The organism is Paenibacillus sp. ALE3 (assembly GCF_054113405.1).
This window is the reverse complement of sequence record NZ_CM134214.1, coordinates 2,752,069-2,767,500: the sequence shown is the minus strand read 5'-3', so window position 1 is coordinate 2,767,500 and position 15,432 is coordinate 2,752,069. Positions and strand designations below refer to the sequence as shown.

The 15,432-nt window shown below is 45.9% G+C and carries 15 protein-coding genes, 2 rRNA genes and 1 pseudogene (1 of these 18 only partly in view); 14 read left to right on the top strand and 4 right to left on the bottom strand.

The genetic code is table 11. From position 1 onward, the window contains the following. Window positions 1-1,133 (top strand): 23S ribosomal RNA (locus ACXHJ2_RS11935) (it extends 1,795 nt beyond the left edge of the window). Between the two features lie 152 nt (window positions 1,134-1,285). Then, window positions 1,286-1,402: ribosomal RNA gene (gene rrf / locus ACXHJ2_RS11930) — 5S ribosomal RNA — on the top strand. 239 nt (window positions 1,403-1,641) lie between these two features. Here rrf and ACXHJ2_RS11925 read toward each other — a convergent pair. The 3 genes from ACXHJ2_RS11925 to ACXHJ2_RS11915 are packed head-to-tail and all read right to left on the bottom strand — an operon-like array spanning window position 1,642 to window position 4,757. Next, window positions 1,642-2,751, bottom strand: coding sequence for a CobW family GTP-binding protein (locus ACXHJ2_RS11925; RefSeq protein WP_165084342.1), 1,110 nt, complete (start codon window positions 2,749-2,751; stop codon window positions 1,642-1,644). A gap of 18 nt (window positions 2,752-2,769) precedes the next feature. Continuing rightward, complete coding sequence (locus ACXHJ2_RS11920) at window positions 2,770-3,747, bottom strand: TIGR03943 family putative permease subunit (RefSeq protein WP_165084340.1); 978 nt, start codon at window positions 3,745-3,747, stop codon at window positions 2,770-2,772. 8 nt (window positions 3,748-3,755) lie between these two features. After that, on the bottom strand, window positions 3,756-4,757 hold the full coding sequence (locus ACXHJ2_RS11915; RefSeq protein WP_165084338.1) for a permease: 1,002 nt from the start codon (window positions 4,755-4,757) through the stop codon (window positions 3,756-3,758). A gap of 231 nt (window positions 4,758-4,988) precedes the next feature. Between ACXHJ2_RS11915 and ACXHJ2_RS11910 the strand changes: the two genes are divergently transcribed. The 12 genes from ACXHJ2_RS11910 to ACXHJ2_RS11855 all read left to right on the top strand — a co-directional run bounded on the left by ACXHJ2_RS11910 (window position 4,989) and on the right by ACXHJ2_RS11855 (window position 14,216). After that, a complete protein-coding gene (locus ACXHJ2_RS11910; protein WP_165084336.1) occupies window positions 4,989-6,083 on the top strand; it encodes a CobW family GTP-binding protein in 1,095 nt (364 codons plus the stop codon). Continuing rightward, a complete protein-coding gene (locus tag ACXHJ2_RS11905) occupies window positions 6,080-7,192 on the top strand; it encodes a FecCD family ABC transporter permease (RefSeq protein WP_014599707.1) in 1,113 nt (370 codons plus the stop codon). Before ACXHJ2_RS11910 ends, ACXHJ2_RS11905 begins: the two co-directional genes overlap by 4 nt. Then, window positions 7,189-8,022: an ABC transporter ATP-binding protein gene (locus tag ACXHJ2_RS11900; protein WP_058831528.1), complete on the top strand. Its 834-nt coding sequence runs from the start codon at window positions 7,189-7,191 to the stop codon at window positions 8,020-8,022. The genes ACXHJ2_RS11905 and ACXHJ2_RS11900 overlap by 4 nt, the downstream gene beginning before the upstream one ends. Window positions 8,023-8,043: 21 nt before the next feature. After that, the gene (locus ACXHJ2_RS11895; RefSeq protein ID WP_025679685.1) at window positions 8,044-9,066 is read left to right on the top strand and encodes an ABC transporter substrate-binding protein; all 1,023 of its coding nucleotides are present in this window, start codon (window positions 8,044-8,046) and stop codon (window positions 9,064-9,066) included. A 216-nt stretch (window positions 9,067-9,282) separates the two neighbouring features. Further along, on the top strand, window positions 9,283-9,990 hold the full coding sequence (locus tag ACXHJ2_RS11890) for a metal ABC transporter ATP-binding protein (protein WP_170973163.1): 708 nt from the start codon (window positions 9,283-9,285) through the stop codon (window positions 9,988-9,990). Further along, window positions 9,936-10,784 (top strand): metal ABC transporter permease, encoded by an 849-nt coding sequence (locus ACXHJ2_RS11885; RefSeq protein ID WP_014599709.1) that lies wholly within the window; start codon window positions 9,936-9,938, stop codon window positions 10,782-10,784. The genes ACXHJ2_RS11890 and ACXHJ2_RS11885 overlap by 55 nt, the downstream gene beginning before the upstream one ends. Window positions 10,785-10,819: 35 nt before the next feature. Further along, complete coding sequence (locus ACXHJ2_RS11880; protein ID WP_165084334.1) at window positions 10,820-11,818, top strand: metal ABC transporter substrate-binding protein; 999 nt, start codon at window positions 10,820-10,822, stop codon at window positions 11,816-11,818. 355 nt (window positions 11,819-12,173) lie between these two features. Beyond that, window positions 12,174-12,536: a response regulator gene (locus ACXHJ2_RS11875; protein ID WP_014599711.1), complete on the top strand. Its 363-nt coding sequence runs from the start codon at window positions 12,174-12,176 to the stop codon at window positions 12,534-12,536. A gap of 84 nt (window positions 12,537-12,620) precedes the next feature. Beyond that, window positions 12,621-13,109 (top strand): hypothetical protein, encoded by a 489-nt coding sequence (locus ACXHJ2_RS11870; RefSeq protein ID WP_025679677.1) that lies wholly within the window; start codon window positions 12,621-12,623, stop codon window positions 13,107-13,109. Between the two features lie 105 nt (window positions 13,110-13,214). After that, entirely contained in the window at window positions 13,215-13,409 is a 195-nt protein-coding gene (locus ACXHJ2_RS11865; RefSeq protein ID WP_064963525.1) for a hypothetical protein, read from the top strand. A gap of 12 nt (window positions 13,410-13,421) precedes the next feature. Continuing rightward, window positions 13,422-13,757 carry a YolD-like family protein gene (locus ACXHJ2_RS11860; protein WP_058712549.1) on the top strand — a complete coding sequence of 112 codons (336 nt, stop codon included), beginning with the start codon at window positions 13,422-13,424 and terminating at the stop codon, window positions 13,755-13,757. A gap of 114 nt (window positions 13,758-13,871) precedes the next feature. Further along, on the top strand, window positions 13,872-14,216 hold the full coding sequence (locus tag ACXHJ2_RS11855) for a cupin domain-containing protein (protein WP_025679674.1): 345 nt from the start codon (window positions 13,872-13,874) through the stop codon (window positions 14,214-14,216). A 100-nt stretch (window positions 14,217-14,316) separates the two neighbouring features. Here the strand turns inward: ACXHJ2_RS11855 and ACXHJ2_RS11850 are convergent. After that, window positions 14,317-15,186: pseudogene (locus ACXHJ2_RS11850) on the bottom strand (aminoglycoside 6-adenylyltransferase). Window positions 15,187-15,432: the final 246 nt, after the last annotated feature.

Here is a 15,432-nt window from a genome sequence, read left to right as displayed (position 1 = left end):
GGCCCAAGCGACTGTTTAGCAAAAACACAGGTCTGTGCGAAGCCGCAAGGCGAAGTATACGGGCTGACGCCTGCCCGGTGCTGGAAGGTTAAGGGGAGTGGTAAGCTCGCAAGAGCGAAGCTATGAACCGAAGCCCCAGTAAACGGCGGCCGTAACTATAACGGTCCTAAGGTAGCGAAATTCCTTGTCAGGTAAATTCTGACCCGCACGAATGGCGTAACGACTTGGGCGCTGTCTCAACGAGAGATCCGGTGAAATTTTAATACCTGTGAAGATGCAGGTTACCCGCGACAAGACGGAAAGACCCCATGGAGCTTTACTGCAGCTTGATATTGAATTTGGGTACGATCTGTACAGGATAGGTGGGAGCCGTTGAACTTTGAGCGCCAGCTTGAAGGGAGGCATCCTTGGGATACCACCCTGATCGTATCTAGGTTCTAACTTGGTACCGTAATCCGGTACGAGGACAGTGTCAGGTGGGCAGTTTGACTGGGGCGGTCGCCTCCTAAAGAGTAACGGAGGCGCCCCAAGGTTCCCTCAGAATGGTTGGAAATCATTCGAAGAGTGCAAAGGCAGAAGGGAGCTTGACTGCGAGACCTACAAGTCGAGCAGGGACGAAAGTCGGGCTTAGTGATCCGGTGGTACCGCATGGAAGGGCCATCGCTCAACGGATAAAAGCTACCCTGGGGATAACAGGCTTATCTCCCCCAAGAGTCCACATCGACGGGGAGGTTTGGCACCTCGATGTCGGCTCATCGCATCCTGGGGCTGAAGTAGGTCCCAAGGGTTGGGCTGTTCGCCCATTAAAGCGGTACGCGAGCTGGGTTCAGAACGTCGTGAGACAGTTCGGTCCCTATCTGTCGTGGGCGTAGGAAATTTGAGAGGAGCTGTCCTTAGTACGAGAGGACCGGGATGGACGTACCGCTGGTGTACCAGTTGTTCCGCCAGGAGCACCGCTGGGTAGCTATGTACGGAAGGGATAAGCGCTGAAAGCATCTAAGCGTGAAGCCCCCCTCAAGATGAGATTTCCCAGTAAGTAAGACCCCTTGAAGACGACGAGGTAGATAGGTTGGGGGTGGAAGTGCAGTAATGCATGGAGCTGACCAATACTAATCGGTCGAGGGCTTATCCTAAGATAAGACGCAAGGAAGTTTCGGATCCAGTTTTCAGGGTGTAATACCTTGAAGGTATGTAGAAGTACATACGACAAGCGTATGGCTATTCATTCACACGATTTGTGATGAACCGAATAACCTTACCGAAGAGTTTGCGAAGCAAATTCATGTTTGGTGGCGATAGCGGAGGGGTTCCACACGTACCCATCCCGAACACGACCGTTAAGCCCTCCAGCGCCGATGGTACTTGGACCGCAGGGTCCTGGGAGAGTAGGACGCCGCCAAGCGAATAATAGTATGACTCTGCATAGTCATATCTAGGCTGTCGAGAAAGCCTAGACGGCTTTTTTATTTTCCACATCATACAACATAACATCCTATAAGGTACATACTGCAAATATGCATTATTATGATAGTTACGAAAAAAAGGCTGTTCCATGACTTTTAAGGTCAGTGGAGCAGCCTTTTATAATTTAATTTCGTAAACATTTCAGAGGGGATTTTCATCTCGAGCCGGATCTGTCGATTACAACGAAACGAAGCACTGTTCCCATTGGTCGGTAATAGATGCTTTGTCAAGCTGTTCACCAATGAGTGTGACATATCCCCGGCTCACCGGAAGTGCGGTGGGTTGCCATTCCAAGTGACTTCCTGAGAATTGCAGAAGCATTGTGCCCTCTTGCGGAAGCACACAATAACCTTTCGCTCGAAGCAGCGAAGAACCTAGCCCGGTCAGGAAGTCTTCTAATCGTTGCTTTTCCAATGGCTGAGGAGAATATTGATGCAGTGTTAAGCTCTCCAGACGGGAAAAGGAATGGGATCGGTCGTGATCGTGACGATGGCTATGACGGTGTGCAGAAATCACTTTGAATGCGGTACTTCTGGAGTCACTGCTAGGTCTTCCTTTATCTTTAGCGGGATATGGGATAGGCGATACTTCTGCATGGTTGGGCTGTATCTGTGCCGATGTATGTTGAAATACTTGTACAGGTTTCGGGTCAACCAATACGGTGGTCAGGACAGGCTCCAGCAGTGGTTCAAGGTCAATACGGCTATATTCAGTAGTTTGCAGCTTGGCCGTATTGTTGAGCTTGCGGATGTTCTTGACGACCTTAGCCACTTCACGGCTACTTGCGACATCCGTTTTGTTCACCACAATGAAGTCGGCGGAGCGAAGCTGTCCGTGCAGAGTCCGAACCAGCTCCTTGTCTGCAGTGAAGCGGCTGTTGTATTCATGGAACAGCTCAGCATCCACTACACTGATGCTGTGAACCAGATACAGCCGATCTGCCAGCAGTGGGGAGCGAAGTTCCTCTAACACCTGCTCGGGGTTGGCTACCCCGGTGGTCTCCATGAAGATCACATCCGGCTCTTGGCTGAGCAGGGAATGCAGTGCGCCAGCCAGCTCATTTCTTTTGCTGCAACAAATGCAGCCCTCTAGCAGTCCTTCCACTGTTACGTCAGGCATTTCCTCTGAAATAATAGCGCTGTCTACATCATATTCGCCCATTTCGTTCATTAAAACAGCAGCACGAAGGGGAATTTGGCGGGTATGGGCTAACAGCCGCAAAAGTAGTGTCGTTTTGCCGCTTCCAAGAAAACCACTGATTAATATAACAGGAACCTTATTCATCATTTGTCCTCCTTGGTGGGTTTAGTTTGCTGCATTCAAGCGATCATAGGTTGCTACCGAGTCTGCTTGAGTATAAACGTAAGGGGATTCTGGCTGCTCGACAGTCGTTATTTTATCGGATCGTATTTCAAGTACGGGTATGTTGTCCTTTTGCGTTGCATGCAGTGTTCCTTCAATAGTTACCCAGGTATCCTGGTCAAAGGACGGAGGTTTCTGGGATTGGACGATAATCCCGAATGGCATGGCATCGGCAGTACAGCACATAACGAGGAATCTTCCTACTGCAAATAGACCTTTACCCGGTAGGTTGTCGTCTTTATAGACAAAGCCAGTGACTTGTACTTTTTTTCCTTCAAAAGCGTGCTTATACAGTTCGATCGCTCCTATAGTTTCGGAGAAAATCTCCGGATGGATCTGTATAATGGGTTGCTGATACAGACGTTTCGCCAGCTCGGCGAATTCTACATTGTACTCATCGGGCGGAACGAACAGCTTATCCAGCGCTTCCTGACTCCATTTTCCCCTTAGAGGGAGCGAAGTTGGTGTGAAAGATGTAGTTGATAAAAGGGAGGAGGCGGATGTGTTCGTGGTTTGTATATCTGTTTTTCGTCGGATATCCGGGTTGGGATAGGTGAAGGACATACCTTTTTTGGCTGCCATATCACTGCCGAGCGCCTGATTGGGCAGCAGTGAACCGAACAGCAGCGGAATAAGCAGCATCCCATATACGAGAGTTTTTTTGTACCAGCTTTGCGGTAACGGATGCTCGCAATCGCATACATCTTCACCGTCCCGGCCCCCTACCATTCCGTGCCATGCCATCGCCAAAGCGATAAATATGAGTGGCACAGGGCAGAGCAAAAGTAGCTTTTGCATGTGCGGAGCCAAGTAGTAATGAAGTGCACTCGTGCGGTGTAATGTGATAATGTATACAGCTAATCCGATCATGAGCAAGGAGCGCATGCCATATTGACAGCGGATGCTAAAGGTTGAATTCACGTTTGTATTTACCTCCCCAATAACCATTCAGCAGCTATAGAGCCGATCAGAACGAGTAAAATAATGAGCATGCCCAAGATTACGACAAATTTGGTGCGAAAGGTGCTGAGCAGCATGAGTGTGCCTTTGAAATCAAGCATCGGGCCGAGTACTAGAAAGGCTGCCAGTGGACCCAGTGTAAAGGTATGCGAAAAAGCAGTAGCTACAAAGGCATCGGAGGTGGAGCACAGCGACAGCACATAGGCAAAGCCCATCATAAAGGCGTACGAGCCGGCCGTTCCATTGCTTAAGGAAAGCATTTCATCACGTGGGATAAAGGTTTGGATGCAAGCTGTCAATAATGCGCCGATAATGAGATATTTACTCATGTCCAAAAACTCATCGCCAGCATGTACAAAAAATCCCCGCCATGTGCGGTTATGCTGATGAATCTGATTGTTCTGCTTTTGCTGGTTAAAAGAGAGCAACGACCGTTTGAGCGGATGCGCACGCACAAAGGCATATACGATCAATCCGATGGTCGCGGAAACGACAAAGGCCAAACTCATTCGAACGACAGTGACCTCAGGGTGGGAAGGGAAAGCCATTATCGTGGCAGCCAGTACTACGGGATTGATAATAGGTCCGCTTAAGATAAAAGTGATACCCATATAGGCAGGCATTCCCTTGAGCATTAATTGGCGAACGACAGGGATCATGCCGCACTCACAGATGGGAAACAGCATACCTAGCAAGGAGGCGAGCAGGACACCCGGCACAGGATGCGCAGGCGCTATTTTACGAATCCATGTCTCCGGTACAAGCCACTGCAAAAGGGATGAGATAAGTACACCGATCAGGAGAAACGGAACAGCCTCCAGAAAAATACCCATAAATACCGTCTTTAATGACTGCAGCTGCCCCATACCTAACAAACGAAGCCACTGAGGAGATAGCGTAATAAGCACAGGGATGAGAAAGGTAAACGGAATCATAAAAGGCAGCATCTTTAACAGCGTACTGTTTTTCATTCCACATCTCCTTAGGAATAAGGATTCTTATCTACATCCTATGCCTGTGTTGGGACAATCATGCCGCAGGATTATGCTTGAATCACCTCCTATATTGACAATTCAAAGCGTGGTCATATATATTTATGTTTATTAATAGTAATTATTACGATTAAAAATTGACAAATGATTGCAAGAAGAAAACTTTTACGGTACGATCCATATTAGTGCTGTAAAGACAAGGAGGATTATATGATACCGATTGTTGTTTTATCCGGATTTTTGGGCAGCGGGAAAACAACTCTTCTTCAGCATGCGCTGGCTTACTACAAGGAGCAGGGTCTCAAGCCAGCTATTTTGATGAATGAGTTGGGTGATGTTAATCTGGACGGCAGTTTGGTGAATGACCAAGCCCCCATGAAGGAAATGCTCAGTGGCTGTATATGCTGTACCATTCGCGGGGATTTGGGCGTCGAGCTCATGAATCTTGCCGAGGAATATAAGCCGGATGTGATTATTGTAGAATGTACCGGAGTGGCTAATCCAATGGAGATTGTAGATGCAGTGACAGATGCCTCCATATATTCTTCTATGGTTTTACAATCTGTTATCACGGTCATGGACGCGCGTCAATTTCTGGATTTTTCCTTGGGTAGTGAGAGAAGCAAGTCGTTTCGTTTGATGCAGGATCAGCTACGATGTGCTTCCAAACTGATTATTAACAAGACTGATTTATTGGCTGCGGGAGAATTGCAGAAAGTACAGGCCTTTGTAAAAGAATTAAATCCTTATGCTTTGACTGTAAGCACGGAGCGGAGTGACGTAGACCCGGTTACCTTTTTCTCCATTCAAGGAGAGAAACGGATGGAAGTTTCGCGGCAAAAGGAGTCCACAGTCGATATTGGGAATGATCATCATTATGCGGAAAATCGTCTTCACACGTATGGTCATGATGACCATACAGACCATCATCCTCATGACTGTCAAGAGCCTGAGCACCACGACCATGACCATGACCACAAACACGGAGAGCATTATCATTCCTACGACCATGTAGTTGTTCATACGCATTTTTTTGGACAACCTGTGTCACGATTCGAGTTTGAACAGTTGTTCCGCAGTTTGCCTGCTGAAATTTACCGGGCCAAAGGAATTGTCCGGTTCTTGGAATCGGAGGGGCAGATGATGTTCCAATTTGCCTATCGTGAGCTGGAAATCATTCCAATTCGACCGCAAAAGCCAGTGAACGATGTTGCGGTTATTATGGGCGAGAATTTCTCTGCTTCTGAGATCGAGGAACGATTGAAAAGGCTGGAAGCGGCTGCAAAGCCACTGGCTAGTTCATGATTTCGAGAACAAGCAGCGATTATTCATCCAAGGCTAATTCTCGAGCTGATCTAGCAGGGAAGCCTCCATGGAGATTTACAACAATTCTGCTGCTGTTAACTGCTGGGCTTGTGCTGTCAGTTACACTCGCAGTCATGCTGGGGCCTGTGGCTGTCGCTCCAGGGACAGTATGGCGAATTGCGCTGTCCCACTTGCCCTGGCTGGATCAGTGGGTACCCATGACATGGACCAAACCGGAGCAATATATCGTCTGGGAAATTCGCTTTCCGCGTGTGCTGCTAGGTGTTGTCGTGGGAGCAGGGCTTGCTGTTACCGGAGCGGCTATACAGGCATTAATTCGCAATTCGTTAGCGGACCCCTATATTTTAGGAGTCTCGTCGGGGGCTTCAGTGACAGCGACGTTAGTTATTGTGTTTGGAGCTTTTGGATTTTTGGGACGACTTGCACTGCCCCTATCTGCTTTTATAGGCTCCTTAGCTGCAATGCTCATGGTGTTCGCGTTGGCTCGTGTGGCCGGGCGTATATCGACGACCCGCTTGCTGTTGGCAGGGGTAGCGGTCTCTATGATGCTGTCGGCTGTGACTAGCTTTATCGTTACGATGGCCCCGAATGAAAAAGGCATCCGTGACGCCATGTATTGGATGATGGGAAGTCTGGCAGGCGCTCAATGGGATACGCTTTTTATTCCAAGCCTCATTATAACTGTTGGAACGGCCGTCCTTTTAACCCGATACCGTTCACTGAATGCTTTGCTAACGGGGGAAGAAGCCGCCGTAACGCTCGGTGTGAACGTGCAGGCGTTCCGTGTATTATTGGTTGTTGTCGCTTCCCTTTTAACCGGGGCAGTCGTATCAGTTAGTGGCTCAATTGGCTTTGTCGGGCTTATGATTCCACACATCGTTAGGCTAATAGTGGGGTCGGATCATCGACGTGTCCTGCCTGTCAGCCTGCTTCTGGGAGCTATCTTTGTCGTGTGGGCAGACGTATGTGCCCGGCTCGTGCTTGCTCCGCAGGAACTGCCGATTGGTATTGTAACGGCTGTGTGCGGTGGACCCTTTTTTGTATGGCTGCTGCGGCGCAGCTCCTACTCGTTTGGAGGCGAAAAATGAATATAGAAGTCGAATGCGTGACCTTCAGTATTCACGATAAACGATTGATCGACGGTATCAGTCTCCAGGTGAGAACGGGAGAGCTGGTCGGGCTGATCGGTCCCAATGGCAGCGGCAAATCGACGTTGCTTAAGAATATGTATCGTGTGTTAAGACCTGATAGTGGTTTGGTGACGCTGGATGGCCAGGATTTACTACGGATGAAGTACAAAGAGACGGCACGACAAATGGCAGTGGTAAGTCAGGATGCGCCCCAAACGTTTGATTTTTCAGTACGGGACATCGTCCTGATGGGCCGCCATCCTCATAAGAAGCTGCTGGAAGCAGATACCGTCTTCGATCATGAACTGGTTGAGCAGGCGCTGGAGCGGGTAGGCATGAATGCTCAAGCGGATCAGGGGTTTGCTACTCTGTCGGGCGGTGAAAAGCAACGGGTATTGATCGCCAGAGCTTTGGCCGGACAGGCAAAATTTCTCATTTTAGACGAGCCGACGAATCATCTCGATATCCGGTATCAGCTGCAAATTCTCGATTTGGTCAAAACACTTCAGATCACTGCTTTAGCTGCACTGCATGATTTAAATTTGGCGGCATGTTATTGTGACCGATTGTATGTATTAAAAGAAGGCAAGGTGGTAGCCTCCGGCATAACAGAGAATGTGCTTCAGCCTGACCTGCTGCGCAGTGTATTTGGGGTGGAAACAGAAATTCGCATTCATCCGAAAACCGGGAAACCGAGTATTACCTTTTTACCGGATTCTCTCAGAGGTGGAGCCGTCCACGACATTAACAGAACAAATGGTGATCCGATGAAGTCAGTTAAACTGTGAATGATAGAGGAGACGGTACATATGAATAAATATAGCAAACCCGCATTGCCGCTGGTTATGCTTGCTTTGGCGATGATGCTGTTGTTATCGGCCTGCACAGCAGGAAACACGGCTCAAACCACAAATTCATCTGCAAACGGGCAGCAACCTGATGCATCGCAATCAACGGCCCAAGAGAAGGCAGTAGAGATTGAGAATATGGGTGTAAAAATGCTATTTCCCGAAGCGCCCAAACGCGCGGTTACATTGAACCAGCATGCAACAGAAGTTATGCTGGCCCTTGGGCTGGAGTCTTCTATGGTAGGAACTGCATATTTGGATGACCAGATTTTACCTAAATATAAGAATCAATATGATAAAATTCCGGTTCTGGCCAAACAATATCCGTCCAAAGAGGTGTTTATGGCAGCTGCACCGGATTTTGCCTACGCGGGCTGGAAGAGTGCCTTTAATGATAAAAATCTGGGTTCCCGTGAGGAGCTTGCCCAACAGGGCGTGCAAACCTATGTACAGGAATCCTCCAATAAGCCGGGTCCTATACTAGAAGATGTATATCGGGATATACTAAATATTGGACGTATTTTCCGGGTTGAGGAGCGCGCAGAAAAACTTGTAAATGATATTCGTGCACAAGTGCAGTCCATTCAGACTCAAATTGGTACGGTTGAACGGGCACCCAAGGTTTTTGTCTATGACAGCGGCGAAGACAAGCCATTTACGGCTGCCAACAATTATCTGACGTCTTTGATTACAAGTGTGAAGGCAAAAAATATTTTTGATGATATCGACAAAAGTTTTACGGAAGTAAGCTGGGAAGAGGTCGTAAACCGCAACCCTGATGTTATTATTATTCTCGACTACGGAGATACTTCACTGGCTGATAAAGAAAAGCTGCTGTTGAGCAAGCCTGCACTGGCTGGTGTCGAAGCGATCAAAAACAAACGGTTTGTGGTGTTGCCTCTATCCGCAGCAGCTGAAGGCGTGCGTGCTCCGATTGCACTGAAAACCTTGGCTGTAGGCTTGTACCCGGACAAAGTGAAATAAACAAACAAAAGAGTTGCCAAAACATTGACGAACCTTGCCTAAACTGTTAAACTTGCTAATGCGTAAAGGTTACGTTTATCAAGCGCTTATTTTTTTATTGCCAAATCGTAATAATTACGGTAGATGGTTTAATGATCATAAACGACCTGGAGAATCTGCGCTATGATGACCGCTCAGATGGCTCCAGGCTTTTTAAAGGAAAAGGAGATTTGTATCATGTTATTGGCCTCATTGGAACAGGTCACATTTGGCTACGGAGATGTTCCTAACTTGGTGGATGCCAATGTTGAAATTTTTTCCGGAGAATTTGTGGCTATTACCGGACCGAATGGTGCTTCTAAATCGACGATGCTCAAATTGCTGCTCGGTTTACTTCAGCCTTGGAAGGGCAAAGTGTTTATGTCCGACCGTACAGGTGAAGGCAAAAAGCTCGTTGTCGGATTTGTATCACAACAAATTGCTGCCTTCAATGGAGGGTTTCCAAGTACCATTCTGGAATTTGTCCGTTCGGGTAGATACACCCATGGCTCTTGGCTGCGCCGGATGCGGGCTGAGGATCATGATCTGACAGAACAGGCGCTTCGTCAGGTAGGGATGTGGGATTTACGACATCGCAAAATCGGCGAATTGTCTGGTGGACAGAAGCAGCGTATTTGTGTGGCAAGGGCACTTGCTCAGGAATCGGATTTGCTCATTTTGGATGAGCCTACGACCGGAATGGATCAGGAAAGCCGACATCACTTCTACGATCTGATGAATCAACAGGTTAAGGAATATGGAAGAACCGTAGTCATGGTTACACATGGACTATCGGAAGTGCAACATTATCTGGATCGTATTATTGAGCTTGAAAGGAAGGAAGATGGCGGATGGAAATGCTGCACTACGACTTCATGCAGCGGGCATTTTGTGCCGGTGGGGTAATTGCACTGCTGGCCTCGGTGCTTGGAGTTTACCTGATGCTACGGCGCCAGGCTCTCATGGCGGACATGCTATCGCATGTATCGCTGGCAGGGGTGGCAGCAGGTGCCTATTTAGGGATTAACCCGACGATAACTGGATTTATTGTTGCCGTGATCGGCGCGATTATTGTTGAATACGTCCGCAGGTCTTATAAAACATATAGTGAGATTTCTGTGGCTATTATTATGGTAGGCGGCCTCTCGACGGCTGTTATTTTAATGAATCTGAATCAGAGCATCAACAAAGGCTTTTCCGCTTATTTGTTTGGTTCAGTAGTAGCCGTCAATCAGACAGAGCTGATGTTAATGATTGTTGTGGCTGTCATCGGTGGTATTTTCTTTTTTGTGTTCCGACGCCCTTTGTATCAGATTACCTTTGATGAAGAAACGGCAAAGACCAATGGTCTTCCTGTCAAGTCTATCTCGTTTGCGTTTAGTATTTTAACAGGGATGATTGTAGCTGCAGCCATGCCGATTGTCGGTGTGCTGCTCGTCTCCTCATTAATCGTGCTGCCTGCTGCCCTGGCGATTCGAATTGCACCGAGCTTTGCGGCAGCTATCTGGATATCCATGATCACCGCATTGATCGGCGTATTTATGGGATTAACCGCATCATATGAACTCAGTACACCCCCAGGGGGGACGATTGCTATGGTGCTATTATTATTCCTGATCGTAGGAGCTAGTATTCAAAAACTGGTCCGTAAGCTTGGCAAGCAACAGGCTTCCCGACGTAAGAATACGGCAGGTCAGTGAGCTTATAAAAAACTAAAACATAAGGAGTTATGAATATGAATACATGGTTCAAAAAATCATTTGTATTGTCTACGGGGCTAGCACTTATTTTGGCCGGTTGCGTAGCTAAATCTGATAATGCAGCCACGAATGCATCCCAAACCGAACCTAATACGGCACAAACAGCGGACAGTGGTAAAAAACTGAATGTGGTCACCACTTTTTACCCAATGTATGAATTTACCAAGCAAGTTGCCGGAGATCATGCTAACGTAACTGCGTTGATTCCTGCCGGTGCTGAGCCGCATGACTGGGAGCCAAGCGCCAAGGATATGGCACAGGTTAAGGATGCTGATGTATTTGTTTATAACGGGATCGTCGAAGGTTGGGCAGAACAGGCTTTGAGCAGCGCATCGAATGATAAGCGTGTAGTAGTGGAAGCAAGCAAAGGGTTGAACTTGATGGAAGGATCTGCTGAAGAGGAAGAAGGAGAAGAAGCACACGCAGAGGAAGGCCATGATCACGATCATGTGCTGGACCCTCATGTATGGCTTGATCCGGTCTTAGCTCAAAAAGAAGTAGAAGCTATAGAAGCAGGGCTTGTAAAAGCCGATCCTGCAAACAAAGCAGACTATGAGAAAAACGCTGATGCTTATATCGCTAAGCTGAAAGAACTGGATAACGAGTTCAAAACGGGTCTGAAAGATGTAAAACGTAAAGACTTTATTACGCAGCATGCTGCTTTTAGCTATTTGGCGAAGCAATATGGTCTGACCCAAGTACCCATTGCTGGTTTATCTCCAGAGCAAGAGCCTACACCGGACAAATTGGCAGGTATTATCAAGTTTGCTAAAGAAAATAATGTAAAGACAATTTTCTTTGAAACGTTGGTTGATCCGAAGGTTGCTGAGACCGTAGCTACTGAAATTGGTTCGAAAACGGATGTGCTGAATCCGCTTGAAGGGTTGACAGATGAAGACAAGCAGAAGAATCTAGATTACCTGGGTGTAATGAAAAACAACCTGGAGGCTTTGAAAAAAGCTCTGAATGAATAAGTAAACTTTAAATAAATAGTTCGAAAAAGACGTCTGCATAAATAGCAGCGTCTTTTTTTATGCCTGTTTAAGGAGTCGATCCAATGATTCTTCTCACTTTTAAATTCGCCTGCATAGTGCTAAGGGTGTACTGTATACCTAGTACTTTGTAATCTTCATACTATAGAGATGATTTACGTCATTGCGAAACGTTTTTATTGAAATTAATGCTGTAGTAGCTAGTTTTAAATTCCTTTTATAATTCAATGGTAGCGTTTTTCTTTTTACAGATTCTTTCTATTAATATAACTAGTTTTTTCACCGATATTGAAGTTTGGGCGTGCATTTCATAAGACAACGGATTGGAGAGGTTAACTTGGCAACAGTTATAATAGTAGATGATTCTTTATTTATGCGTTCTGTGCTTAAGGATATTCTGTTGGATTTAGGTCACTCTGTTATTGCAGAAGCGGAAAATGGGTATGATGCAGTTTTGAAATATGCACACTTTCGACCAGATTTAATCACCATGGATATTAATATGCCTAAAATGGATGGGCTTGAGGCTGTTAAAAAGATTGTAGAGCTTGATCCTAAAGCCAACATCTTAATGTGTTCTGCTTTGGGTCAGCAGGAAGCCATTATACAAGCATTTAAGGCAGGAGCAAAAGATTTTATTGTTAAGCCATTTGAGATGGAAAGGGTCGTGAATGCAGTCACAAAAATGCTGGATAATTAATGAATCAAGCTTTTAATACATAATATTGAACATGTTGAAGCGGGAGTTCCATACTTATTTTTCACGAATATGGAGATGAATAGGATGAGCAATCGAGTATTGTCTCAAAAAGTATTTATAGATGAACTGATCGCTACGATCAAGAATGGGGGGCTTGTTCCTGTAAATTATGAATACCTCATCAGTGAACAAAGAAAAAAAATGGATGCTCTAAACAATGAACTCACCGTTCGTATTGAGGCATTAGAGACAGATTTGATCTCTGCTTCGACATTTTCCATTCCGTTTGCCAATGGTGAAATTATGTTTCTTGCTCGTTATATTGTACTCATTGGGGATTATACCGAGGGTTACTTTGTGTTTTATCGAGCAGAAGACTGCGAAAGTCCAGAAGAATATCAATTTTTAACAAGCTCTTATCAACTTCCACATGTATTACTCGAATTATCTCAAACTTTAAAAGAACATGGTACTAATGAGCCGCATGATATTCTGACTTATTGGAATGGCCCTGTGTATCCGCTGAAAGATTTGAGTAAAGAGGATATTAAGCTGTCCACCTACGAGTTTTAAATCCCTTGAGAGAGGCCACTCCCTCAGGGGGATTTTTTTACATTGATAATCAAACGCATGTTCGCATATAATACAAACAAACGTTCTGATGAGGAGTGAAGGATGATGCTGGAGAAATATGTGGGACAGATCGTGGAAATCGTGTATATGGACCGAAAGGGCAAACTGTCTCATCGGCAGATAGAGGTGCATCGTGTGCAGAATGGCTTGATCCGGGCCACCTGTTTGCAAACTGGTCAGCCACGTGTTTTTCGATTAAATCATGTATTGGCATGGCATCCGGTAACCAGAACAGCATAGGAGGGGCTTACGATGGGAAAAAAGCTTGAAGGAAACGGCATATGGGAAAGTTCGCGTATGATTTTGCCTGAGCATCGGGAGGCATATTTAAGACTGATGAAGGAGCAGGGAAGACGCGGCAAGCCAACACTGGACGATCAGGAAATACAGCAGATTGAACAGGCCATTTTCGTATCCTATAACGAACGGAAGCCAATTACGCTAAGAGTGTTCAATCCGTTTGATGATGAGGAATTGTGCGGACTGGTGACAGTGATTAACACAAGTCGGCGAGAAGTGAAGCTATCTCGTGGGGAAGAGGATTTTAGCTGGATTAAGTTGGAGGAAATTATCGAGGCTGATATCTAAAATGATCTGGTCACGGGACTTTTTTACATTGATTCTGTCATTTTTATAATTAAGATTGTTGCTTTGTGGTTCTAGATTTACAATAAAAATGTAACTGCAAAGGGGGAGTTCATTTTGAAAATAAGTAAACATAGTGCTGAACATTATATATGGGGAGATCAATGTGATGGTTGGCGCTTGGTGAAAAATGATGATTTGAGCATTATTCATGAGCGCATGCCGGGAAATACACATGAAGTCAGACATTATCATCATCATGCGCGCCAATTTTTCTTTATTTTATCAGGTGCAGCGGTACTTGAAGTGGATGGTGAACGCGTACAATTAGGATCTCAGGAAGGGTGTGAGGTTCCTCCTATGGTGCCTCATCAAATGTTTAATGAAACGAATGAGGATGTTGAATTTTTAGTTATCTCTCAGCCTGCCAGCAGAGGCGACCGGGTTCTGACCGAAAACTAATATTAGGGGACAGCCCATCCAAAACGTATATAGGATAAACAACGTTAACGTATAAAAAAACCAGCCTAGCACATCTCAAGTGCCCGACTGGTTTTTTTCATTAATAGATGTCCGTTGCATCTGTAGGGAGAGCTTTTATGTGATAGAGATAGTTAGTAACACGTTGATCGTCCTGAATCGGGTATTTATAACCATAATGGTTCGCCACTTTCTGGGCAATTTCTCTGAATAAATTACCCATGATAAAAAGAGACTGCCACATATGTTCATAGTCTGCATCCGCAAACGTTTGGATGTAAGCCGTCCAATGATCAGGCTCAAGGTGCTTCTCCAAGTATTTTCCCTGCTTCCCTGGATCTGCCGTGAAGTCGGATTGTATACCCATATGCCATTCCAACATCAAGTGAAGTGCATCTCTTACAGGTCGATCTAACATGAATTTGGCATAGGGAAGCTCATGCCGCCATAGTCCTTTAGCCACATAAGTACTGACCCATCAGAACTCATTGCAGGAATCTGCATAGGTTTGGGCGGTTGGAGGGACTGTCTTATAATCTTGAAGATTTGGCGGTGGAAAAGGTTTCACCAGTCCGTCTTTATCCAGGAGCAGTACACTTAAGCTGTCTCGGGGCCAATTGGCGATGTTAGCCACAGGGCAGAGGGTAAGATCTATGCGATTGCCATCCGTAAATAACATAAGAAAAGCAAAGCGATCACGGGATGTCGAAGTAAGTTCCGTATGCTCATCAGGCGTCTGCATAATGATCAGTTCTCCAAAGTAGTGAATCCAGCCATGTTCCTGAATAAAGCTGTCCATGGAAGATACGAGAAAGACGATGTCATAATCCTGAAAAATATCTCGTGGAGCATGTGGATTGGCGCGTGAACCATTCATAATCACGGCACGTACCCGTTCGTCCTCTTGAGCAAATTGGAGAATGGTATGCAGCATCTCTTGTTCACTTCTCACTATAGTCGTCTCCACAAGCGGTATCGAAAGGAAAAAAACGTAGACAAGACAGCAGTAGAAATAAAGGCCACCAGTTCAAGGATCATCAAGAAAAACGACCTCCTGTAAGTTCTTTTATCTTGGGAAAAGTATCCTATCCTTACAATAGCCTATCCATGGAAGCCATTCAACTGTATGGGAGAGGTATGTTCATCACCGAATGTACACTTGACCGAATTGTATAGGCAATTCAAAAGGATTGGATCA

What these genes read in the sequence shown, in the direction of transcription:
- ACXHJ2_RS11925 (WP_165084342.1), bottom strand. Translation starts at nt 2,751, where the DNA reads ATGATGAATAAGGTTCCTGTTATATTAATCAGTGGTTTTCTTGGAAGC.
- ACXHJ2_RS11915 (WP_165084338.1), bottom strand. Translation starts at nt 4,757, where the DNA reads ATGAAAAACAGTACGCTGTTAAAGATGCTGCCTTTTATGATTCCGTTT.
- ACXHJ2_RS11910 (WP_165084336.1), top strand. Translation starts at nt 4,989, where the DNA reads ATGATACCGATTGTTGTTTTATCCGGATTTTTGGGCAGCGGGAAAACA.
- ACXHJ2_RS11905 (WP_014599707.1), top strand. Translation starts at nt 6,080, where the DNA reads ATGATTTCGAGAACAAGCAGCGATTATTCATCCAAGGCTAATTCTCGA.
- ACXHJ2_RS11900 (WP_058831528.1), top strand. Translation starts at nt 7,189, where the DNA reads ATGAATATAGAAGTCGAATGCGTGACCTTCAGTATTCACGATAAACGA.
- ACXHJ2_RS11895 (WP_025679685.1), top strand. Translation starts at nt 8,044, where the DNA reads ATGAATAAATATAGCAAACCCGCATTGCCGCTGGTTATGCTTGCTTTG.
- ACXHJ2_RS11890 (WP_170973163.1), top strand. Translation starts at nt 9,283, where the DNA reads ATGTTATTGGCCTCATTGGAACAGGTCACATTTGGCTACGGAGATGTT.
- ACXHJ2_RS11885 (WP_014599709.1), top strand. Translation starts at nt 9,936, where the DNA reads ATGGAAATGCTGCACTACGACTTCATGCAGCGGGCATTTTGTGCCGGT.
- ACXHJ2_RS11880 (WP_165084334.1), top strand. Translation starts at nt 10,820, where the DNA reads ATGAATACATGGTTCAAAAAATCATTTGTATTGTCTACGGGGCTAGCA.
- ACXHJ2_RS11870 (WP_025679677.1), top strand. Translation starts at nt 12,621, where the DNA reads ATGAGCAATCGAGTATTGTCTCAAAAAGTATTTATAGATGAACTGATC.
- ACXHJ2_RS11865 (WP_064963525.1), top strand. Translation starts at nt 13,215, where the DNA reads ATGCTGGAGAAATATGTGGGACAGATCGTGGAAATCGTGTATATGGAC.
- ACXHJ2_RS11860 (WP_058712549.1), top strand. Translation starts at nt 13,422, where the DNA reads ATGGGAAAAAAGCTTGAAGGAAACGGCATATGGGAAAGTTCGCGTATG.